At 48.3% G+C, this 20,971-nt stretch carries 18 protein-coding genes; 8 read left to right on the top strand and 10 right to left on the bottom strand.

The genetic code is table 11. The annotated features are described in order from the left end of the window. Positions 1-168: 168 nt before the first annotated feature. Together trkA and FMR86_RS15190 are read left to right on the top strand one after the other, a co-directional pair. The gene (gene trkA / locus FMR86_RS15195) at positions 169-1,536 is read left to right on the top strand and encodes a Trk system potassium transporter TrkA (protein ID WP_163352254.1); all 1,368 of its coding nucleotides are present in this window, start codon (positions 169-171) and stop codon (positions 1,534-1,536) included. Then, positions 1,536-2,990, top strand: coding sequence for a TrkH family potassium uptake protein (locus FMR86_RS15190; protein WP_163352253.1), 1,455 nt, complete (start codon positions 1,536-1,538; stop codon positions 2,988-2,990). The genes trkA and FMR86_RS15190 overlap by 1 nt, the downstream gene beginning before the upstream one ends. A gap of 83 nt (positions 2,991-3,073) precedes the next feature. Here FMR86_RS15190 and nadB read toward each other — a convergent pair whose 3' ends face one another. From nadB to nadC, 3 genes are all read right to left on the bottom strand, one after another. Next, positions 3,074-4,654, bottom strand: a complete 1,581-nt coding sequence (gene nadB, locus FMR86_RS15185) for an L-aspartate oxidase (RefSeq protein WP_239057254.1) — start codon at positions 4,652-4,654, stop codon at positions 3,074-3,076. Positions 4,655-4,733: 79 nt separating this feature from the next. Further along, complete coding sequence (nadA, locus tag FMR86_RS15180; RefSeq protein ID WP_163352295.1) at positions 4,734-5,756, bottom strand: quinolinate synthase NadA; 1,023 nt, start codon at positions 5,754-5,756, stop codon at positions 4,734-4,736. Between the two features lie 11 nt (positions 5,757-5,767). Beyond that, a complete protein-coding gene (gene nadC, locus FMR86_RS15175) occupies positions 5,768-6,643 on the bottom strand; it encodes a carboxylating nicotinate-nucleotide diphosphorylase (protein ID WP_163352251.1) in 876 nt (291 codons plus the stop codon). 171 nt (positions 6,644-6,814) lie between these two features. Here nadC and mgtE point away from each other — a divergent pair, with 171 nt between their 5' ends. Together mgtE and FMR86_RS15165 are read left to right on the top strand one after the other, a co-directional pair. After that, entirely contained in the window at positions 6,815-8,167 is a 1,353-nt protein-coding gene (gene mgtE / locus FMR86_RS15170) for a magnesium transporter (RefSeq protein WP_163352250.1), read from the top strand. Between the two features lie 230 nt (positions 8,168-8,397). Continuing rightward, a complete protein-coding gene (locus tag FMR86_RS15165) occupies positions 8,398-9,822 on the top strand; it encodes a transferase (protein ID WP_163352249.1) in 1,425 nt (474 codons plus the stop codon). 66 nt (positions 9,823-9,888) lie between these two features. Here FMR86_RS15165 and FMR86_RS15160 read toward each other — a convergent pair whose 3' ends face one another. The 6 genes from FMR86_RS15160 to FMR86_RS15135 all read right to left on the bottom strand — a co-directional run bounded on the left by FMR86_RS15160 (position 9,889) and on the right by FMR86_RS15135 (position 15,000). Further along, positions 9,889-10,560: an adenylate kinase gene (locus FMR86_RS15160; protein ID WP_163352248.1), complete on the bottom strand. Its 672-nt coding sequence runs from the start codon at positions 10,558-10,560 to the stop codon at positions 9,889-9,891. 72 nt (positions 10,561-10,632) lie between these two features. After that, positions 10,633-11,658 (bottom strand): tRNA lysidine(34) synthetase TilS, encoded by a 1,026-nt coding sequence (tilS, locus tag FMR86_RS15155; RefSeq protein ID WP_163352247.1) that lies wholly within the window; start codon positions 11,656-11,658, stop codon positions 10,633-10,635. Positions 11,659-11,839: 181 nt separating this feature from the next. Then, positions 11,840-12,175: a hypothetical protein gene (locus FMR86_RS15150; protein WP_163352246.1), complete on the bottom strand. Its 336-nt coding sequence runs from the start codon at positions 12,173-12,175 to the stop codon at positions 11,840-11,842. Between the two features lie 12 nt (positions 12,176-12,187). Next, the gene (hemA, locus tag FMR86_RS15145) at positions 12,188-13,507 is read right to left on the bottom strand and encodes a glutamyl-tRNA reductase (protein WP_163352245.1); all 1,320 of its coding nucleotides are present in this window, start codon (positions 13,505-13,507) and stop codon (positions 12,188-12,190) included. Between the two features lies 1 nt (position 13,508). Next, positions 13,509-14,336 carry an inner membrane protein YpjD gene (locus FMR86_RS15140; protein WP_163352244.1) on the bottom strand — a complete coding sequence of 276 codons (828 nt, stop codon included), beginning with the start codon at positions 14,334-14,336 and terminating at the stop codon, positions 13,509-13,511. Continuing rightward, positions 14,323-15,000 carry a bifunctional precorrin-2 dehydrogenase/sirohydrochlorin ferrochelatase gene (locus FMR86_RS15135; RefSeq protein WP_163352243.1) on the bottom strand — a complete coding sequence of 226 codons (678 nt, stop codon included), beginning with the start codon at positions 14,998-15,000 and terminating at the stop codon, positions 14,323-14,325. The genes FMR86_RS15140 and FMR86_RS15135 overlap by 14 nt, the downstream gene beginning before the upstream one ends. 104 nt (positions 15,001-15,104) lie before the next feature. Between FMR86_RS15135 and FMR86_RS15130 the strand changes: the two genes are divergently transcribed. From FMR86_RS15130 to FMR86_RS15115, 4 genes are all read left to right on the top strand, one after another. Then, a complete protein-coding gene (locus FMR86_RS15130) occupies positions 15,105-16,325 on the top strand; it encodes a glycosyltransferase family 9 protein (protein ID WP_163352242.1) in 1,221 nt (406 codons plus the stop codon). A 12-nt stretch (positions 16,326-16,337) separates the two neighbouring features. Further along, complete coding sequence (locus FMR86_RS15125; RefSeq protein WP_163352241.1) at positions 16,338-17,612, top strand: glycosyltransferase; 1,275 nt, start codon at positions 16,338-16,340, stop codon at positions 17,610-17,612. A gap of 89 nt (positions 17,613-17,701) precedes the next feature. Continuing rightward, entirely contained in the window at positions 17,702-18,580 is an 879-nt protein-coding gene (locus tag FMR86_RS15120) for a protein-glutamate O-methyltransferase CheR (protein WP_163352240.1), read from the top strand. Positions 18,581-18,610: 30 nt separating this feature from the next. Next, positions 18,611-19,831 (top strand): HDOD domain-containing protein, encoded by a 1,221-nt coding sequence (locus FMR86_RS15115; RefSeq protein WP_163352239.1) that lies wholly within the window; start codon positions 18,611-18,613, stop codon positions 19,829-19,831. Here FMR86_RS15115 and FMR86_RS15110 read toward each other — a convergent pair. Further along, positions 19,824-20,951, bottom strand: a complete 1,128-nt coding sequence (locus tag FMR86_RS15110; protein WP_163352238.1) for a PAS domain-containing sensor histidine kinase — start codon at positions 20,949-20,951, stop codon at positions 19,824-19,826. The genes FMR86_RS15115 and FMR86_RS15110 overlap by 8 nt on opposite strands. Positions 20,952-20,971: the final 20 nt, after the last annotated feature.

Below are 20,971 nucleotides of genomic sequence, written 5' to 3'. Positions count from 1 at the left end.
TTTACAAGACAGAATCAGCCCGTCGCTTTGTGCGACGGGCTTTTTACGTTCTAGATACTTTTAAACAAAGTAGTTGTTGCTGATTTACGGCTATCAAGTTATAAGCAACTATTGATTTCAACAGTACTTTTCTGTTTACAGCCAGATGTAATGCGCAAGGAGTAACTTTTGAGAGTTATCATAGTAGGGGCCGGGGAAGTCGGCTTCAATGTTGCCAGACGTCTTTCCGGTGAGAACAAGGATGTTGTCGTAATTGACATGAATCCCAAGGCTCTCAGCAAGGTTTCCGATTCTCTGGACGTCCAGACCATTCAAGGTTCCGGCTCCAGCCCGGAGATTCTGGAAGAAGCCGGAGTCGCTGATGCTGATATTTTTCTGGCTGTGACAGATAAAGATGAAATCAACCTTATCGCAACGTTTCTTGCCAACAGACTCAATCCTGAAATTATCAAGCTGGCCCGCATCAGGAACGAGGATTACACCAAGTACTCCGACATGTTTACTGAAGGGGACCTGCGCATCGATACCATCATCAACCCTGATGAAGAGGTTGTTGAATCCATCCTGCGGGTCATGAGTGTGCCCGGTGCGGTGGAAATCAATGATTTCGTTGGTGGAAAAGTGCGTCTGGTGGGCGTGAAGCTTCCTGACGAGAGTCCGCTGGTGGGCGTGCAGTTGATGAAAGTCCGTGAAACTCTCGGTGATGATATAGACGTGGTTATCGCCGCCCTTGTGCGTGATGACGAGCTGATCATTCCCGGCGGTCTGGATACCATCGAAGAGGGTGATATCGTATATTTTACCTGTCTCAGGGATCAGCAGAACGACCTGCTCAAACGTGCCGGAATCCTCTCCGATCCGATCAAAAAGGTCATGATCGTGGGCGGAGGCAATGTCGGTTCCCTGCTGGCACAGGCTTTGGACAGCAAAAAATACCATACCCGTTTGATCGATAACGATCCTGATACCTGCGCCCACCTTTCCGAGACCCTTGACCGGGTAATCGTCCTCAATGGTGACGGCACTGATCAGGACCTGCTCAATGAAGAGAACGTCGGCGATCTGGATATGGTCATCTCTGTGACCGGGGATGAGGAAATGAATATCCTTTCCTGCCTGCTGGCCAAGAATCTCGGTGCACGCAAGACCATCACCCGGATCAATAAATTCGCCTACATTCCGCTCATTGAACCCATCGGTATTGACCATCTGGTCTGCCCGCGACTTTCAGCCATCAACTCCATTCTGCATTTTGTAAGGCAGGGTAAGGTTATCTCCGCTGTTTCCATTAAAGGCGAGGAAGCGGAAGCACTGGAAGCTATTGCGCAGGAAAATTCCGCCATCGTGGGCAAGCCGATCATGGAACTCAATATTCCGCCCGGAACACTCATTCTGTGCTTTCAGCGCGGCGATGATGTTATCATCCCCACCGGTACCACTGTGATAGAGCCCAATGACCGTTTGCTGATCATCTCCACCCATAAGAATATTCCCAAGATTGAGAAGGCTCTCACCACCAAGCTGGAGCTTTATTAATGCGCTGGAAAATAGTTCTGCACATCATCGGGGCCTTGACGCTGTGCGTGGGGCTGACCATGCTTTTCCCGCTTGGTTTCTCTCTTTATTATCAGGATGCGGGAATCCTGCCTCTGCTTAAATCTTTCGGGCTGACCTGTATCAGCGGGCTGGCCATGTTCCTGATTTTTAAAGAACGGGAAGGCAATAAAGGACTCAGTCACCGCGAAGGCATGGCCATTGTTGCGCTGGGCTGGGTGTTTGCCGGGTTCTTCGGCAGCCTGCCTTTTTATTTCGGTGATGTATTCAGCAACTATGTGGATTGTTTTTTTGAATCCCTTTCCGGGTTCACCACCACCGGTGCTTCGGTGATGATGGACATTGAAAAGAATGCTAAAGGCATCCTTTTCTGGCGCAGCCTGACCCACTGGCTGGGCGGTATGGGAATCATCGTACTTTCGCTGGCAATCCTGCCTTTCCTCGGAGTAGGGGGCATGCAGCTCTACAAGGCGGAAGTTCCCGGCCCGGTGCCGGATAAGCTCAAACCGAGAATTAAAGATACCGCACTGGTGCTCTGGAAGGTTTATGTACTCTTTTCCGCCATTGAAGCGATACTGCTTATGCTGGGCGGAATGGATCTTTTCGACTCTCTCTGCCATACATTCGGCACCCTTGCTACCGGAGGATTTTCTACCAAGAATTCATCCGTGGCTTATTTCCAGAGTGCGTATATTGATTATGTAATTACATTTTTTATGCTTGTTGCGGCGGTGAACTTCAGCCTGCATTACCAGATGATCAAAGGACGTCCGCTGCTGCTTTGGAGAGACCCTGAATTCAGGTTTTTCGGGGTACTGACCCTCATCATCGTAACGATCATCACTATTTCAGTATATTCAGCCACCAATTATGATTCCATCTCGGATTCCTTCCGCTATACGTCATTTCAGGTGGCTTCCATTATCAGTACCACAGGTTATGCCACTGCGGATTATGAGATCTGGCCAGCGGTGGCTCAGGGCTTGCTTCTTTTCTGCATGTTTCTCGGCGGATGTGCCGGGTCCACCAGCGGCGGCATGAAACATCTGCGTATTATGCTGCTCCTAAAGCAGGCATATCAGGAAGTTTTCCGCATCATTCATCCCCGTTCCGTGAACCGGGTCAAGCTGGGCAAGACCGTGGTCAAGCCTGAAACCATGAACGACATCCTCGGATTTTTCGTGCTTTGGCTGGCCCTTTTCGTCGTTTGCGGACTGGTGGTGGCGGCAACAGGTATAGATGTTGTCTCATCCTTTGCCGCATCGCTGGCCTGTATCGGAAACATCGGTCCGGGTATCGGCAGCGTCGGACCCACCGAAAACTACGCGCACATTCCGGAAATCGGAAAATGGGCCCTCATCTTCTGCATGCTGCTGGGCCGTCTTGAAATTTATACTGTGATTGTGCTGTGCGTTCCTGAGTTCTGGAGAAAGTAGACTAGTTATTTATCGAAAATAGATCAGTAAAAAGGGCAGTCCTTGCGGGCTGCCCTTTCTTTTTTAGATTATTTGTAAACCATTTATCCTACACGGTAGTGACAACCCACACTTTTCTTGTTGCGCAGGGCGGCAATAGTCACAATGAGTGCCGACTGACTGCCGTGAAAGAGGTCGATAATCGGCCTGCTGATGGGGGTTCTCTTGTAGAATGAACGCAGGTTGTGGTTCAGGTTCTGCAGGTCGTCTATAGCCCGGTTCAGACGCGCTGTAGAGCGGGTGATACCCACATAGTTCCACATGATGTTGCGTAAGAAGGCCCAGTCCTGCGCAATGAGGGCCGGATCTTCATTCTCGTTGGAACCGGGGTTTTCCCAGTCCGGAACGGCATTGAGCAGCTTCTTGGGAATTCGTGATTTCCGTACCAGACGTGATGCGATATCCTCACCTGAGGTGTACCCCCAGAGCATGCCTTCGAGCAGGGATGTGCTGGCAAGGCGGTTACCGCCGTGCACTCCTGTGCAGGAGCACTCACCGATGGCATAAAGACGATCCAGAGTGGATTTGCCTTTTTCATCCACCAGCACTCCGCCGCAGAAATAGTGGGCGGCCGGGACAACCGGAATGGGCTGGTTATTGATATCGATGCCGTTATCAAGGCATTTCCCGTAAATAGTCGGGAACCTTGTGGGCAGATCCTGTTTCACATGGTTGGCAGCATCCAGATAGACGCATTCTTCCTTGGTGCGCAGCATTTCTTCAAGAATGGAGCGGGTCACAATGTCACGGGGAGCAAGGTCGCCACGGGGATCGTAGCGGTGCATGAACGGCTCACCGTAACAGTTAATCAGCTTGGCTCCTTCGCCTCGAACAGCTTCCGATATGAGGAAACGGCGGCTGGCCCTTGTTCTCACCCGCTGGAAAAAAGAAGTGGGGTGGAACTGGACCATTTCGGCATTGATTACCCTTGCCTTGGCACGGTTGGCCATGGCGATGCCGGAACCGATGGAGCCGGGGGTGTTGGTGGTGTGCAGGTAAATCTGGCCGAGTCCGCCTGTTGCCAGCACGGTGAAATCGGCCAAAAAGGTTTCCACCATGTTCAACGCTTCATTATAAACATATGCGCCGAGACATTTGTTGCTCAGGGTATATCTGAACTCATCATCCCGGGCATGGTGGTGGTTGGTTAAAAGGTCAATGGCGGTTCTATGCGGGCAAACCCTGATGTAAGGATGTTCTTTTACATGCTTGACCAGCACCTCCATGATGGACAGACCGGTATGGTCGGCACAATGGAGGATACGTTTGACAGCGTGCCCGCCTTCTTTAGTCAGGTCGTATTCATCGTCATCTTCTTTATGGAAGTCGACAGGATATTTTTCCAGCAGCAGTCTTTTCAGTGCTTCAGGGCCGTTTTTGGAAATCGCCCTTACTGCCTTTTTATTGTTGTAATTCCAACCGGCGGTTAAAATATCCTTTTCCAGTGTTTTTTGTGAATCGCCCGGACCGGTGTAGACGATGCCGCCCTGAGCGAGCCTCGAATTCCCGGTAAAGAGATCCTCTCCCGGAGTTAATAGTATAACTTCAATACCTTTTTCTGCTATCGTCAGAGCTGATATACATCCGGCGATACCTGACCCGATAATCAAAACTTCAGTTTTCATCCGGTTTTCTTGCATGCCTTCTATCTCTTTTTACGGCAGCCTTATGCAGGTTCCGGCTAAAGGTTCAGTCAGTAGAATTTTATTTGCAGACGTCGAGCATTCTTTGCAGAGCAAGTCTTGCCGGTTCCCTGATTTCATCGGAAACATCCTCGTAAGGGGCGGTTTCCAGATTCTGAAGGAGTTCAGCAAGATTTTTTTCTGTGATCTTGGCCATGTTGCTGCAATAGCTGATGGACAGCGGCAGGATGTTCTTTTCAGGGAATATCTCTTTCAACCTGAGTACAAGGTTGGTTTCCGTACCGACGACTATAGTAGTACCAGCAGGAGCTTCATCAACATATTTAATGAGATATGAAGTCGATCCTGCACCGTCGGCAGCCTGCACCAGTTCCGGGGGACACTCAGGGTGAATGACCATTTTGCAGCCGGGATGCTCGTCGCGGAATTTCTCAATCTGGGCCAGCTTGAAACGCTGGTGGATGGCGCAAAGCCCCGGCCAGATGAGCAGTTCCTTGTCCATGGTTTCCGCAACGTCAATCTGTGTTCCATGGGAACGGACATTGAGGATCATCCGCTTTTCAGGACCAATACCCAGCGTATCCGCAGTGTTGAGCGCAAGGTTCCTGTCAGGCAGAAAGAGGACAGCGTCCCCTTGTTCCCGCGCCCAGCGGAGCATTTTTTCAGCATTGGCGGAAGTGCAGACCGTGCCCCCGTGTTTACCGCAGACAGTTTTCACCGCCGCAGGGGTATTCACGTAGGCCAGCGGAATGATTTTTCTTCCGGTCTCATTGATGAGTCTGGTCAGAACCTTATCCACCAGCCATGCCGGGGCCATATTGGCCATGACACAGCCCGCGCTTGCATCGGGAATATAAACCTTCTGGTTTTCCCGGCGCACGATTGCAGCGGATTCAGCCATGAAGTGGACACCGCAGAATACAATGTATTCCGCTTCCAGTGTTTCGATCTTACGGGCCAGTTCCAGGGAATCGCCCTTGAGATCGGTATGTTTTATGATTTCATCGGACTGGTAATGGTGTCCCAGAATCGCCAGTCTCTTGCCATATTTTTTCTTTTGTTCAGCAATTATATCCGAATACATCAAAGTAGAACCTACATCGATACGATCTGCATGCTCATGTCTGAGCATTTTGCGGAGTGAGTGATCCTGCCTACGGATATGTAATCCGGGCCCGCTTCTGCAAGAGCGGCAATGGTTTCAAGGGTCACGTTTCCGCTGATCTCGGTTTCAATTTCATCGGGAATGGTGGCGATAGCTGCCTTGGCTTCATCAAAGGTCATGTTGTCGAGCATAATGCGCTCAACTTTGGTAGCCACGGCTTCGTCCACTTCTTCCTGATTGCGGCATTCCACCTCAATGGGCGGACATTCTTCACCATATTTGGCGCGCAGTTTTTCCACGGCGGAGGTGATTGATCCGGCGCGGTCAATGTGGTTGTCCTTGAGCATGAGCATTTCCACCAGATTAAGGCGATGGTTTTTGGCTCCGCCGCAGAGGACAGCGTATTTTTCAGGGTAACGCAGGCCGGGCAGGGTCTTGCGGGTATCGAGGAGGATAGTCTCGCTATGATCCAGCGCGTCCACGTATTTACGGGTTTCAGTTGCGATTCCAGACATGTGGGAGATGAAATTCAGGATAACCCTTTCCGCCTTGAGGAGCAGGCCGGCAGGACCCTGAATGGCCGCAATGAGCGTACCTGTGGAGATTTTATCACCTTCATCCACATTGAGATGCACCTGGCACTTGTTTTCCTGATCTGCAAATTCAAGAATCAAGTTGATAAGGGGCAGTCCGGAGATAACAGTATCTTCTTTGGCGATGATCTGAGCGGTGGCAATATCGTCCTGCTCAAACAACCCCATAGAGGTCAGGTCCGGGCCGTCTTCGCTTAAAGCTATACGTATGGTTGCCAGAAGGAACATTTTCGCTTCGGCCTGAAAGAAGTCGTTGAATGCGTTTTCAGTCATATGATTCCTGTTAATATTTTGTAACATTGTGTTTGAGGTCATGTAACGAAATTTGGTATCCGGTTTTGTCAAGCAGCACAAGGGCTGAGAAGGATTTCACAAACTAATTTTTCAGCTGTTTCAAGGTGATAAATTTTGACCTTTGGGACTAATTGGTATAGTTGATGCGCCATGGCTAATCCAAAAGGAATCCCCGAACCACTACGGCGGTGGCAGGAACACGGCAAAGGACGCGCAGGTGAAGTTGACCAGCGCGTTATCGATGCCATGCACCCTGCGGATGCTGCTGACCATATTGAAGAACTCGGTCTGGAAGAACAGGTCAAGTTTATCAAGCAGCTGCCTATCCGCGATGCCGCGGATTCCATTGCCGAGATGGAAGAATATGATCAGCGGGAGCTTATTGAACGGCTCAACGTCGGCATGGCTGCCCGCATTCTTGAGATCATGTCTCCGGATGACGCCACGGACATTCTTGAAGGACTGAATGATGACCTGCGGGAAACCTTGCTCCGTCAGATCAAAGCCGAAGACAGGGAAGAAATCTCGACCCTGCTGACCTTTGATCCCGATACCGCCGGTGGTGTTATGACCACCGAGGTTGCCATAGTCCGCGATAATATGACTGTGGATCAGGCCATTGCTGAAATCCGCAAGGAAGTGGAAGATAAAAGTATTCCCTACTATGCTTATATAGTAGGGCGGCGCAACCAGCTTGTGGGTGTGGTTTCCATGCGCGACCTGCTCATTGCACGGCCCGGGAAAATGCTTACCGACCTGACCCACAACCAGCACCTGATCTCCGTGACCTACAATGTGGACAGGGAAGAAGTTGCGCGGCTCATCGCCCACTATAATTTTCTGGCCATGCCTGTAACAGATTTCGACCACCGCTTCATCGGCGTTGTTACTGTTGACGATGTCATTGACATTATCAATGAAGAGGCCAGTGAAGATATGCAGGCAATGGTTGGTGCGGGTACTGACGAAACGGTTGATTCCCCATGGAGCTATTCGGTTAAAAAACGTCTGCCGTGGCTGGTAATCAACGTGCTTAACTCCGCTGTGTCCGCATGGGTTGTCCATCTCTTTGAGGACAACATCGCCAAGATGGCCATGCTGGCAGTGCTTATGCCCATTGTTGCCAACCAGGCCGGTAATACCGGGCAGCAGGCCCTCGCGGTTATGATCCGCCAGTTTGCCACCGAGAAGTTTGATCGTAAAAAATCATGGGAAGCTGTTCTGCGCGAGCTTAAAATCGGTCTTGCCAATGGAATATGCGTTTCTTTTCTGGTTCTTGGGGCTGTGTTCATGCTGACCAGCAATTATGCGCTGGCAATGGTTATGTCCGGGGCATTGTTCATTGATATGGTGCTCGGCGCGGTGGTTGGCGGGGCGATTCCTATTGTCCTCAAGGAATTCGGTCGTGACCCGGCGCAGGCCTCCTCAATATTCCTGACTACAATAACAGACAGTTTCGGTTTTCTTTCGCTGCTCGGTCTTGCCGGAATATTCCTGCTTTAAACGATGCAGCTGATCAGATAATTTTTAGATCCATTTGAATTTCATATTCAAATGGGTCTTTTTTTATTTCAACTTAATAAAATTACGACATTTTTTCTATTGAATGGCGGAAGGGTAAAAGGTACCTTCTTAAAAATCTAATTCTGCATGTTGTGTTTTAAACGAATTGCAGACAAACCGGATGTTTCCGACTGATTCGCGCTGCTTGGGCGTCAGATAAGAGGATAGACATGAGAAGAGTCAAAAAACTTATCAATCATATTATATCAAGGGTTAATGTAAACCTCCGCCCCATGGGACTGGATGTGGAGCAGGCCCTGACCAGTACCATCAATGTTGACAAGCTGACCGAGGCTTATGCCTATTACGCATTGTCCATCGATCATCCCATTTATTTCCGATTCCGGGAAAGCAATCTCGGCGGATCATATTTTCTGGGCAAATGTGATGTGGACCGTTCGATCATCATCCGCAGCGACATTCGCGGTGACGAACTTAAAACCGAAGGCACTGAAGTAGAATTCGGCGGCATCAAGACCGAGCTTTACCGCGATGAGATCATTCAGGTGGTTAACAGCTTCCTTTTCAAGACACTGGTGCACAACCATTCACGCAATCCGGAAATCCCTGAATTCTTCCGTATTCTGAACACCGTGGCCATGCATTACGCCAACATTCATGGCACCACCACAGAAGGTGCCTATCTGGGCGCATTCGCTACTGCCGACCTTTCCGTACTGCACAACTGCATCCTCGGTAACTACTGCTACGTGCAGGCCGGGGATCTTTCCAAGGTCTGTATTGATCCGGGACGTATCTGGATCAAGGCTGAAGGTAAATATGAATTCGACTACCGCTATCCGCAGGCAACCCTTGAAAAGTACATTTCATGGGACCAGAACGGCGAACTGGTAGGTCTTTTTGCGGATTTCCTTAAAGGACGCCGCAGCGACTTTCTGCCTGTCTATGATTCCCTGTCCGATTCATTTCCGGTCTGGGTGCCTGAAAATGCTTTTGTCAGCCGTTATGCCGTTGTCAAAGGGGATTGCGAAATCGGTGAGAACTGCCTCGTGGCCCAGCGGGCATACGTTGAGAATTCCGTGCTCGGTGCCGGATCCAATGCTCAGGAAAACAGCTTTATCGTCGACACCAAGTTCGACGGATTAGTCGTAGTCGCCCACGGTGGTAAGATGGTTCATTCCCATATCGGGAAGAATGTATTCATCGGGTTTAACTCGTTCCTGCACGGAACAGATGAAAATAAGGTTTCTGTTGGCGCAGGATCGATTGTCATGCCGCATACCATTATCCATGCTTCCGAGCCTATTGATATCCCTGATGAAACCATTGTCTGGGGCTACATCACCAAGCAGAGTGATCTGGTCGGCCAGTCCATGTCTCTTGCTGATTTCTCCAAGGAGAAAGCATTCAGTATCGGCCGCATGAGCTTCAAAGGCGATGGTGCGGCATTTATCAGTGATTTTCAGCACCGTATTGAGCATATTCTGCAGGAAAACGGTGCCCGCTATAACGGCGACAAGGAGAGCAGGGGACACGCACAGAGAACGCAGTACGTTTCCTACAACCTGTTCCAGCCCTATCTGGCCGGGGAAAAGCAGGGCATGTTCCCGACTATTATTGTGGAAGATGATTAAGAAAACAGAAAAAGGCCCGCAATCATTGCTGATTGCGGGCCTTTCATATTATCGGCTAACTTCGAACTAGGAGAGCTGACCCATGAGGGTTTCTTTGATCTCGTCGATGGTACCTTCACCATTGAGTTCGATGTATTTGAAGCCGGCTTTAGGAGCCAGATCTTTGTAGAAGTATGCTGCTGCAACAGTACCGGTCTTGTCATCGTAGTAGATGTCGTGACGTTTGCTGATTGCTTCTTCATCCTGGTCATCAGCGCGCTCGGAGAGAGCACCGCCGCATACGCGACATTTGTCTCCGTCGGGCTTGATAGCGTCGATGAATTTGTTGTTGGGGTGGTTGGGATCGTTTTCGCAGAGGCGACGGCCCATGATGCGGTTTTTAGCAACTTCGCGGGGCAGCAGGATTTCGATAACGTAGTCGAGCTTTACGCCGTCTTTTTCGAGAGCTTCCCAGAGCTTTTCAGCCTGTACGATAGAACGGGGGAAACCGTCGAGCAGCCAGCCGTTTTCGCCGGAAGACTGGAGAACGTCGAGAACCATGGGGATGGTGATATCATCAGGAACGAGTTCACCTTTGTCGATGTACTCTTTAGCTTTCATGCCGAGCTCGGTGCCGCCACCGATGTGCTTACGGAAGATTGCGCCGGATTCGATGTGATCGAGGTCGTATTTTTTCTTAGCAAGAGCGCCCTGAGTTCCTTTACCACTACCGTTGGGTCCAAAAATAAGAATATTCATGTGTTGTCCTCCTAAAGAATTAGTAACAAATTTCACAAAGTTCTAAACCTTGCTGTCGTCGCTGTCAATGCCCTATTTCATATTGAATAAGAGCCCTGTTTTACTGACCTTGACCACCTTATTTCCCGGAAACTGGAAGGTGGAACCTGATTTTCGATCCTCAAAGGCCTGATCGAGCTGCATAATCGAATCAAAAAGGGCATGTCCCGAACCAAGGTCATCCAAAATTTTCTTATAAACCCGCAATCTTAACGCAGAATGGCATTTGTTCAAAATGGCACAAGATAAAAAGAGTCCGCCATTATCATCAGATTCAGCCCGGCCTAAAATATCTGTAACCTGTTCATGCCAGAATTCTTCATCAAGCTCAGCCTGACTTTTTAATCTAAGCAGCCCGGTCCCCAGACTGGGATTCTCTTCATGGAGTAATGGCAGGATGCGGTTGCGAACCCGGTTGCGGGTGTAATCGTCTGAATCGTTAGTCTTATCTTCCCGCCACGTGCAATCTATGGAGCGCAAAAATTCTTCAAGATCTTCTTTTTTAGTAGAGAGCAGGGGGCGCAGAAGTTTTCTTGCCGGATCATATGCATCCATGCCAGCCAGTGCTGGCCAGCCTGTACCGCGAATCAAGCGCATGACCACATCTTCTGACAAATCCCCCAGATGATGGGCCAGCAGCAAAAAGTCAGCCTCAAATTTCTTCAAGCACTGCTTGAAAAAGTCATATCGAATAATACGTCCGGCTTCTTCGATTCCCATGGAATTTTGAGCGGCATAGCCCGCAACATCGGCCTTAAGTGACTCGCAAGGTATGCCCAGCCGCCCGCACAATTCCTCAACAAAAGCACGGTCCCCGGCAGATTCATCCCGTAAGCCATGATCCACATGGGCGCAAAAAACCCTGCCTCCCGATTTACGGGCAAGCAGGGTAGCGATAATCAGTAAAGCAGTAGAATCAATGCCGCCGGATACGCCGACGAGCATTGATTTAGAAGCAAAGTCTTCACCTGATTTTTGTTTGCCGAACTTTTCAATATCTAAACAAAGCTTAGCAAGCTTAGGGCTTAAATCTTGAAGTTTATCTGGCAACGATTTCATTTTCGCCTCCGGCGTCCAAAGAAACTTTTTGAAAAAAGTTTCTCTGGACTCTTCAAAAACTTTTAATAGGGCTTCGCCACTTTTAATTTTTATCCAATTAAAACTATTAAAAAGTTTTGGGATTCTTAAACCCTTTTTCCAAAAGGGTTTAAGGCCCCCGGCAGGGTCGCCGAAGGCTAGCTTAGTACGAAATTTCTAAATCAGCGATGAATTTATCAATATATTCCATCATGTGATTACGCTGTTCGGAAGTAGCGTAGGCCACACAGGAGCAGCGGATTTTGTTGCGTGCGCGTACAAGCAGCTCGACTTTTACGGATGTTTCTTCGACTTCGAGGGCCATGAAAAACGGTCCGCATTCACCCATGTGTTCCTTCTGTTCATCAATCAGAAGTTCCTCGGGAACCGGAAGATAGAAAATGCCTTCAATGGGTCCCTGAAATTCAAGCTCGGCCAGAGCAGCGGAAATCTTTTTGACATCTTCTTCGTATATATCATCCAGCAGATAGTTTCTCATTCCTGAAATCCTTTAATTTTCCGGGTTGCTATTCTTCTTGCGTCCGCAATGGGCGTCCGCAGGAATGGTTTCATTGTCGAGGTTGAACATGCGCCGGGCAAGATCAACGAATTCATCAGCCTTGCCTTCTTCCTCAGTACGACGCTTGAGGAAAGCCACAGGCTCGTGAAGCAGCTTCTTGCCGATGGACATGGCCATGGTTTCAAGGGCTTTGTGAGTCTTGGCGTCAACTTCGCCGAGCCTCTTGAGAGTCTTGGCAAGCTCCTGCTGGGCCACGGATTCACTGCGGTTGAAAAGGTCCACAATTGTGGGCTGCAAATCGAGAGAGTTGATCCAGTTGCCGAAGGAAAGGGTCTCGAATTCAACGATGGAATTGGCTTTGACCGCTTCATCTTCGCGCTGGGATTTATTTTCTTCAACTACATCTTTAAGATCGTCAATATCGTAAAGATAGACGTTGTCCAGACCGTTTACGTCCGGGTCGATATCGCGGGGTACGGCAATGTCGATGAAGAACATGGGCCTGAATTTGCGCTTTTTGATGACCTTTTTCATCTCTTTGGCGGAGATGACCGCATGGTGGGCACCGGTGGAACTGATAATAATATCGGCATCAACCAGATGGTCATACAGATTTTCAAAAGGCACCGCGCTTCCGCCCATGCATTCGGCCAGACCTTCAGCACGGGAATAAGTACGGTTGGCAATGGAAATCTTTTCCACACCACTGTTCAGCAGATGCGTGGCGGCAAGCTCCGCCATTTCCCCGGCTCCGACGAGCATGGCCCGCTGGCCTTGCAGTTCACCGAAAATCTTCTTGGCAAGTTCAACCGCAGCATAGCTGATGGAAACAGCACTGGAGGCGATGGATGTTTCGGTGCGGACCCTTTTAGCGACAAAGAAAGCCTTGTGCAGCATACGGTTGATGATAACCCGTGCGGCCCCGGCATCTACGGCTTTGCGGTAGGAATCCTTGAGCTGTCCCAGAATCTGGGGTTCACCTACAATCATGGAATCAAGGCTGCAGGCTACGCGGAAGAGATGCTTCACAGCGTTTAAGCTCTCGTGGCAATAGGTGTTTGGTTCCAGTTCGCTCACAGAACCGCAGCACCGCTTGGCCCAGTACTCAAGGATATTGGTCTGGGTGATTCCCGGAGAGCAGACAACAAGGATTTCGACCCTGTTACAGGTAGATAAGGCCATTACTTCACGCACACCGAATTCAAGCAGTCCGTCTTCGAACTCCTCTACATTGGTCAGGGCGTAACGCTCACGCACATCCACTCCGGCGGAGCGGTGGTTGAGGCCGATAAGGTAAATATTATGATCCATATCAGGCTTTAAAGCTATGGTGAGTGGGGACGAAAAAGTTGATACCCCACAGGGAAATCATGGTGATTACGAAAACGATGATCACCATAATTGCCGGTTTCTTACCCCGCCAGCCCACCATAATACGCTGGTGAAAGACGAAGGCGAAAAGAAACCAGACCACTAAAGTAACAATTTCTTTGGGATCCCATGAAAACATTTTGGAGAAAGCTGCCCGGGCCCAGAGGAAACCGGAAGCAAGACTCAAAGTGTAAAGAGGGAATCCAATGATGATCGACCAATGGTTTACATTGTCGAAGGTATTCAGCGAAGGCATTTCCTTTTCCATTCCGGTCAGGTTTGCCTTGGTTTTAATTTTATTGTTCAGGTAAAGAAAAGCCACTCCGGCCCCGGCAGCCATAGCCATAAGCGCAATGCTGACAAAAATGGTTCCGATATGCAGACCGATAAAAAGTCCTGCCAGATGCGTGGGCAGAGTTACTTTCAATCCCTGAGATGCAAGGGAGACGAGGAAGAGCAGCAGAGCCAGCGGGGAGGCGGTAAGCGCGAAAAAAGTTGAGCGCAGTTTCCACCACAACCCGAAATAGACAAGAATAAAACTCCAGCCCAGCAGACTGAAATAAAAATAGCCACCGCTTAAAACCGTACCCCGGTAGAGGGTGACAGCCAGGAGCAGGTCAAGGGTATGTAATGCGAATCCGCCAATTGCGGAAAGGTTACCCAGTTTTCCCAACAACTTGTTGCTTTTAAGGCTTCCGATGAAGAAAAAGGTCGTACCCGCAAGATAGAGGGCGATAGTCACGTACTGGAATAATTCAAATAAGCTCATCAATTAACTCCGGTATACGGGGAACAAGTTCTTGGGGCAGAGTAGAGGTCAGAATTTCCTTTACCCGGTCCATGTTTCCAGCCTCCAGTTCATCTAAAATCGGGGACCCGACAAGTTGCCTGAACAAAGCGGTGTTGTGGCTTGTTTCCTTGCCGAGGTCAAGGACCAGCGGTCTTATTCTTCCCATTAAAGTAATAAACGCAGCGTAATGCGGCCCGAAAATATCCTGCAGTTCGCGGCGTATTTTCTTGGTGAAAGCAGGGGTGCAACCACCGGAAGACACGGCCAGCGTTAAATCTCCCTGCCTGATGACCGAGGGAACAATAAAGTTGCTTCCTTCGGGAAAGTCAGCGATATTGCAGAGAATATTTTTTTCAGCACAGAGATCGGTTATGCGTCGGTTCAGTCCCGTATTGCTGGTGCAGGCAAAGGCTATGAATACGGCATCCAGATCGTTGTCACGGAATGGCCGCTGTTCAAATTTCACCCGTGGATCACGGCTGATTTCGAGCATCTCCGGGCTTGGCTGTGCTGTATCGAGCACGGTTACCTGTGCGGGGCCGCACTCAAGTATGGACTTGAGCTTACGCACTCCGACAGCCCCGGCACCGACCAGCAGGCAATTGCGGTTTTCCACTTTGAGAAAAATAGGGTAGTAGGTCATAGAAGTCCTGCATAACAAAAGTGTATGCGCATTGTAAAATGACAAAGTGCTGAAAAAAAGATATAATTTAAAATATCAACCCCTTGCAAGGATATCTATTTTTAATGAAACGGGCACTGGTTATACAACTCACAAGATTCGGTGATCTAGTCCAGACCAAACGTCTGGTGCTGACCCTGCAACGTCGCGGTTTTACTGTCCATCTCTGCATAGACAGGTCTTTGGAAGGGCTGGCCCGGATTATTTATCCCTATTGCGAAATCCATTCGCTGATAGCCCATGGCAGCGGAATAGAGGGGCAGGGTGCAGACACGGTACTACCTGTCAACTACGAAATCTTTAGACAATTGGCTGAAATTGATTTCAAGGAAGTGTACAACCTGAATTTTTCGCCCATGAACTATGCCCTTTCATCTATGTTCGATCCCGCAAAGGTCAAGGGGCATAAGCGTGTGAACGGGCAAGTCATGAAAGCACCGTGGTTTGAACTGGGGTTCCGGCTGGCTACCGAGCGACGCAACAATATCAATCTTGTGGATTACTGGGCGGCACTCAGTCCGGACATGATTCCGGCTGCGGAAGTTAATCCCGCAGCCAGTCCCGGCGGAGGCGGAATCGGGGTAGTGCTGGCCGGACGGGAAAGTCGGCGTTCTCTGCCCTATGAAGTTTTGGCCCCGCTGGTTATGGCCGCACGTTCTACAAATAAAAATAAGAATATTTTTCTGCTGGGCAGCAAGGCTGAACGCGATGCCGGAAGGAAGCTTATGGCCAAGTTTCCGGCATCAGTGGCGGAAAGCACGACCAATCTTGCCGGGGAAACCGACTGGAAAGGACTTGCGGATGCTGTTTGCGGACTTGACCTGCTTATTACCCCGGATACCGGGACCATGCATCTGGGCGCACATCTGGGCGTTCCGGTGCTGGGCTTCTTCCTTTCTTCGGCATGGTGTTCCGAGACCGGGCCATATGGTAAAGGGCATACCATTTTGCAGGCGGATATGGATTGCTCTCCATGCATGGAAGCTGGCCCCTGCTACAACAAAATAAAATGTCTGGACCCGTTTGCTGATCCGTTAACAGTCCGTTACGTAGCCACCCGCAAATCTGAACATTTGTCCAAAGGTATTTCTGTACTTGAATCAGATTGCGATTTTCTGGGAACCGGGTTTGTTCTCAAGGCGGGCAATGATCCTACGGGTGAACGCAGGCAAAGACTGCGTAAATTTATCGGCTGCCATCTCGGATTGCTTGATATCGGCGAGCATGGCCCGTTTCCTGATCTGGCGGAAAAATTTTACAAAGATAAAGACTGGATAACTCCTTAAAAGGTTATAGATATGGATAAGAATAAGACTTTACGGATTTTGGTTGTTCTTCCCTTGTATGGGGGATCACTGCCCGTAGGGCGTTTTTGTGTTTCCGCATTGGAAAAAATGGGTCATCTGGTGGAAACCTTTGAAGCTCCTGATTTTTACAGTGCCTACAATGCCATTGACGATCTTAAGGTAACCTCTGACCGCCATCAGTATTTGCGTAACAGCTATTTGAATATGCTCTCGCAGGCTGTGCTGGCAAAAGTGGAAACATTTGAGCCCGATATGGTGCTGGCCATGGCTCAGGCTCCGCTGACCCATCAGGCCCTGAAAAGGTTGCGCAAAGACAATGTGAAAACCGCCATGTGGTTTGTGGAGGATTTCCGCCTTTTTACCTACTGGCAGTCTTTTGCGCCGTTTTATGATGTCTTCGCAGTTATCCAGAAAGATCCCTTTTTTAATGAATTGAAGCAGATCGGAGTGGAGAATGTTTTGTATCTCCCACTGGCTGCAGATCCGGATTTCCATAAACCGCAGGAACTGAATCCCGTTGAGACCCGCAAATACGGCGGTGACGTATCTTTTATGGGGGCCGGTTATCCCAACAGGCGTATGGCCTTTCGAAAGCTCATTCATCATGGTCTGAAAATCTGGGGCAATGAATGGGATGGGGACCACGTACTTGAACCTTATCTTCAACTTGAAGGAAGGCGCGTATCTTCCGATGAATGTGTGAAAATTTTCAACGGCACCAAGATCAACCTCAACCTGCATTCATCAATCAATGCCGATGAACTGGTCAGCGGGGGGGATTTTATCAATCCGCGAACATTCGAACTGGCTGCCTGCGGAGCATTCCAGCTTGTGGATAAACGGAGCCTCATGGCTGAAGCTTTTGATGACGGTGAACTGGCCCATTTTGAAGACCTTGATGATCTTGATCGTAAGATAGAATATTTTCTCAGTCACCCCAAGGAGCGCGCAGCATTCAGCGAAAGGGCACGGGCTAAGGTACTTAAAGAGCATACTTATGAAGTAAGAATGCAGACCCTGATTGATTTTACCGCAAAGCAGTTTTCTGATTGGCCTGCGGAAAGGAATGTTGACACTCTTTTTGACACCGGCTTCCCTGATGAATTGAAAAATGATATTGTTCAACTGATTGAAAAACTGGGTTTGCCTGCAAATGTTGGATTTGATGATCTCGTATCCGCAGTTAGAGCACAGCAAGGACAGTTGAATCCGTTGGACACAGCGGTCCTTTTTCTTGATGAATGGAAAAAAATATATAAAAGATAGTTCTTGAGTTTTTATTATTCTCTGCTAGCTTAGTATGAAATACTATCAGGTTTAACTATCGAATATTTATCCAGTGGTGAGTTGCATATATGAGTGGTTTGTTTTCAGGAAAAGGATTCAGCGGTAAAATAAAAATTACTCAGAATGAATTTGTACAGCTCAGAGACATTATCTATGAGCTGTCCGGTATATATTTGCAGGACAACAGAAAATTCCTGATTGAAAACAGGTTTGCTCCCCGTCTTTCTGAATTGAATCTGAAGAGTTATTCCGCATATATAAATTACCTGAAAAATCATAATAAAGGAAAAACCGAAGAGCTGAGTATGCTCACGGAATTGATCACGACCAATGAGACCAGTTTTTTCAGAGATAATTCTCAACTGAAGGTTTTCAGAAATCATACCCTTAAAAAAATTATTGATGAGAGTAATAAAACCGGACGCCGTGAGATTAAAATCTGGTCTGCGGGCTGTTCATCCGGTGAAGAGCCGTACACCCTTGCCATTATCCTGCATGAAGCACTGAAGGATGAAATCCGCAAATGGCGAATCAGCATTACCGCCAATGACATTTCGACCAATGTTTTAAAAATGGCACAAAAAGGAATTTACACCCGCCACGCACTAAGAACCACCCCGATTCACATTGTTAAAAAATATTTTAAGGACAGGGGAAATGAGGTCTTTCAATTAAATCCTGAAGTAAAACGATTGGTCAGGTTTGGTAAAATCAATTTGAATCTGGATCGTGACGTTGCCAGGATTCCCAAGTCCAACGTAATCTTCTGCCGCAATGTGATTATTTATTTCGATAAGAACATGAAAAAGAAAGTCCTCAGCAATTTTCATAATAATTTGCTTGATAACGGACACTTATATGTGGGACACTCTGAATCACTTCATTTTGTAAAGGACAAATTCAAACCGAGGCAGCACGCTGGAACTATTACTTATCATAAAATTTGATTCTGCCGTTCAACATTTGCGAGGTGCAATATGCAGACAGTGAGCATTGATGACGTCCAGCCGGGTATGATTTTAGCCGCAGATCTGTTGCAGGGTGGCAGAATGCTTCTGCCCGCAGGTTCCGTTCTGACCAATAAAAATATTTCTGTTTTTAAAAATCAAGGTATCGAATCCCTTCAGATAGTACCTTCCGGAGCAGCAGAGCCGGATGACGAGAGCATTGATAAAGCTTTTGTCTATGCGCGTGATTATTTCATGTTTGTCAATCATGATGATCCGGTAATTATGCAGATGTTTGATGTGGCCGTGTACAAGACAGCCATGCGGGTAATGGAAGGCTGGCGGCTGCCCACAAAAGATGAACAGCATGTGGTCGCTCTTGATGAAATGCGGGATCTGTTTTTCCGCGATGAAGGTACCTTTGAAGACATCGTTGAAGCTGAACTTAAAATCGCATCCTTTCCTGATATATTTTTCAAAGTTAAAGAAGCTGTTGAAGATTCCAAAAGCACAGCAGAACATATCGCAGAAGTTGTCGGTCTTGATGTGGGGTTATCCACACAGCTGCTGAAACTGGTCAACAGTCCTCTTTACGGATTCCCCTCAGAAATCAATAACCTTGTCCGTGCCGTGGCTCTGATAGGCGGAAAGGAACTTTGTACTCTGGCTCTCGGACTTTCGACCATCGGTTATTTCAAGGATATTCCACCGGAACTCATTGATATGCGGAGTTTCTGGATGCACTCCCTCACCTGTGGTGTATTTTCCAAAGTGATTGCTGAAAAAGTTGACGGAGTAGGGCCGGAAATGATGTTTACGGCCGGTCTTCTGCATGATGTCGGGCGGTTGATTCTGTTCAAAAAGATGCCTTACAGTGCGGTTCAGGCCATGCTTTTCGCCCGTGAAAATTTTATTCCTCTGCTGGAAGCTGAAGATATGGTTCTCGGCTTCAACCATACTCAGGTGGCCCGCTGCATGCTGGAGAAGTGGAATTTTCCTGCGGCCCTTACCGAGATTATCAGCAGTCACCATGCTCCGGGAAAAAGCAGTATGGCGAAAGAAGCAGCTATCCTGCAAATAGCAGACAACCTTGCCCTGTCAGTCGGCATAGCTGAGGGCGGCATGTATGTCCTGCCCGGTGTTGATGAGGAAGTATGGGAACAGCTGGGCATCGATACCGACATTCTGAAAAAGATCGTTGAGAGTTATGACTACCAGATTAAAGAACTGTTCAGCAATTTCTTTAATTAAAACTATTACCTTTAGGGCAGCAGTCCGCGTCGGGACAAGGCAGGTCAATAGTTACGGTGGTTCCCAGTCCGTTGCCGGGGCTTTCAATCTCCAGCTTGCCCTGATGTTCGAAGACAATCTTTTTTACCCTCGATAAGCCCATGCCCACCCCTTTGGCTTTGGTGGAGAAGAACGGGTCCAGCACATGGTTCATAATTTGCGGTTCAATGCCCATGCCGTGGTCCATTATCCTGATCTGGATTGTCTGTTCTACTTTTTTGATTTCAATTCCTACATCGGTAATTTTTTCCGGGGTAAAGTTGCTGGCATTGAGCAACAGCTCAACTATTGCGGCTTCGAATAATTTTTTGCCGACAATAATCGTCTCCACCTCGCAATCAAGCTTCATTTCTATGCGTTCGCCAATACGTTCAAGTATCAGGTTGGCATTGTGCAGGGCTTCTTTAAAAAGCTGGACGGTGTTTATTTCTGATGGGTATGGTTTTGGAATATTAGAATAGGTTTTAACGGCTGCAACCAGACCTTCCAGTTTCATGGCTTCTTCAGAAATAATTTCCAATTCTTTTTGCAGCGGGTCTTCTTCGGGTAATTTGCGGGAAAGAAGATTGGCCATTCCCCCGATTACAGTAGTGGGATTTAGTACCTGATGTGCCACAGCCTGTGACAGTGAATCCAGTCCCTCAATTCGTTCCTTTTGCAGTTCAGCATTGCGGGAGAGGGCCTTCTTCTCACGTTCTTCGGCATTATAAATTTCAGTTATGTCATCAAAAAGAAATACAAGACCAATAATTTCGTTGTTTTCAGTAAGGTAAGATGAAGTGATGGATAATTTTTTAGGGCATTCCATATCCTTGACAGCATACGGAACTACATGTTTCAGCCCGGCCTTCTGTTCACTTATAACATCAAGAATAACCTGATTGAACTCGGCATTGAAAACGGCGTCAGTAATAAAAAGCTCCCCCCAGCCGAAGCCGAGGTGCTTTTTACGATCCAGATTAAGAATATTGCATGCTGCCGAATTAAGGAATTCGATCCTTCCCTCACGGGAAATGACCATCAGTCCTACATCGATACTTTCAATAATATTCTCGATAATTATGGAATTAAAAGAAGGCATTTATGTGTCCTTACGGTAGT

The organism is Desulfovibrio sp. JC010 (assembly GCF_010470675.1).
In the GTDB taxonomy this organism is placed as follows: domain Bacteria; phylum Desulfobacterota; class Desulfovibrionia; order Desulfovibrionales; family Desulfovibrionaceae; genus Maridesulfovibrio.
Note: the sequence above shows the minus strand (reverse complement) of the source record. Positions and strands in the feature narration are given on the sequence as shown.

Excerpts from the sequence above, each read along its gene's own strand:
- FMR86_RS15190 (WP_163352253.1), top strand. The coding sequence starts at position 1,536 with ATGCGCTGGAAAATAGTTCTGCACATCATCGGGGCCTTGACGCTGTGC.
- nadB (WP_239057254.1), bottom strand. The coding sequence starts at position 4,654 with ATGAAAACTGAAGTTTTGATTATCGGGTCAGGTATCGCCGGATGTATA.
- nadA (WP_163352295.1), bottom strand. The coding sequence starts at position 5,756 with ATGTATTCGGATATAATTGCTGAACAAAAGAAAAAATATGGCAAGAGA.
- nadC (WP_163352251.1), bottom strand. The coding sequence starts at position 6,643 with ATGACTGAAAACGCATTCAACGACTTCTTTCAGGCCGAAGCGAAAATG.
- mgtE (WP_163352250.1), top strand. The coding sequence starts at position 6,815 with ATGGCTAATCCAAAAGGAATCCCCGAACCACTACGGCGGTGGCAGGAA.
- FMR86_RS15165 (WP_163352249.1), top strand. The coding sequence starts at position 8,398 with ATGAGAAGAGTCAAAAAACTTATCAATCATATTATATCAAGGGTTAAT.
- FMR86_RS15160 (WP_163352248.1), bottom strand. The coding sequence starts at position 10,560 with ATGAATATTCTTATTTTTGGACCCAACGGTAGTGGTAAAGGAACTCAG.
- tilS (WP_163352247.1), bottom strand. The coding sequence starts at position 11,658 with ATGAAATCGTTGCCAGATAAACTTCAAGATTTAAGCCCTAAGCTTGCT.
- FMR86_RS15150 (WP_163352246.1), bottom strand. The coding sequence starts at position 12,175 with ATGAGAAACTATCTGCTGGATGATATATACGAAGAAGATGTCAAAAAG.
- hemA (WP_163352245.1), bottom strand. The coding sequence starts at position 13,507 with ATGGATCATAATATTTACCTTATCGGCCTCAACCACCGCTCCGCCGGA.
- FMR86_RS15140 (WP_163352244.1), bottom strand. The coding sequence starts at position 14,336 with ATGAGCTTATTTGAATTATTCCAGTACGTGACTATCGCCCTCTATCTT.
- FMR86_RS15135 (WP_163352243.1), bottom strand. The coding sequence starts at position 15,000 with ATGACCTACTACCCTATTTTTCTCAAAGTGGAAAACCGCAATTGCCTG.
- FMR86_RS15130 (WP_163352242.1), top strand. The coding sequence starts at position 15,105 with ATGAAACGGGCACTGGTTATACAACTCACAAGATTCGGTGATCTAGTC.
- FMR86_RS15125 (WP_163352241.1), top strand. The coding sequence starts at position 16,338 with ATGGATAAGAATAAGACTTTACGGATTTTGGTTGTTCTTCCCTTGTAT.
- FMR86_RS15120 (WP_163352240.1), top strand. The coding sequence starts at position 17,702 with ATGAGTGGTTTGTTTTCAGGAAAAGGATTCAGCGGTAAAATAAAAATT.
- FMR86_RS15115 (WP_163352239.1), top strand. The coding sequence starts at position 18,611 with ATGCAGACAGTGAGCATTGATGACGTCCAGCCGGGTATGATTTTAGCC.
- FMR86_RS15110 (WP_163352238.1), bottom strand. The coding sequence starts at position 20,951 with ATGCCTTCTTTTAATTCCATAATTATCGAGAATATTATTGAAAGTATC.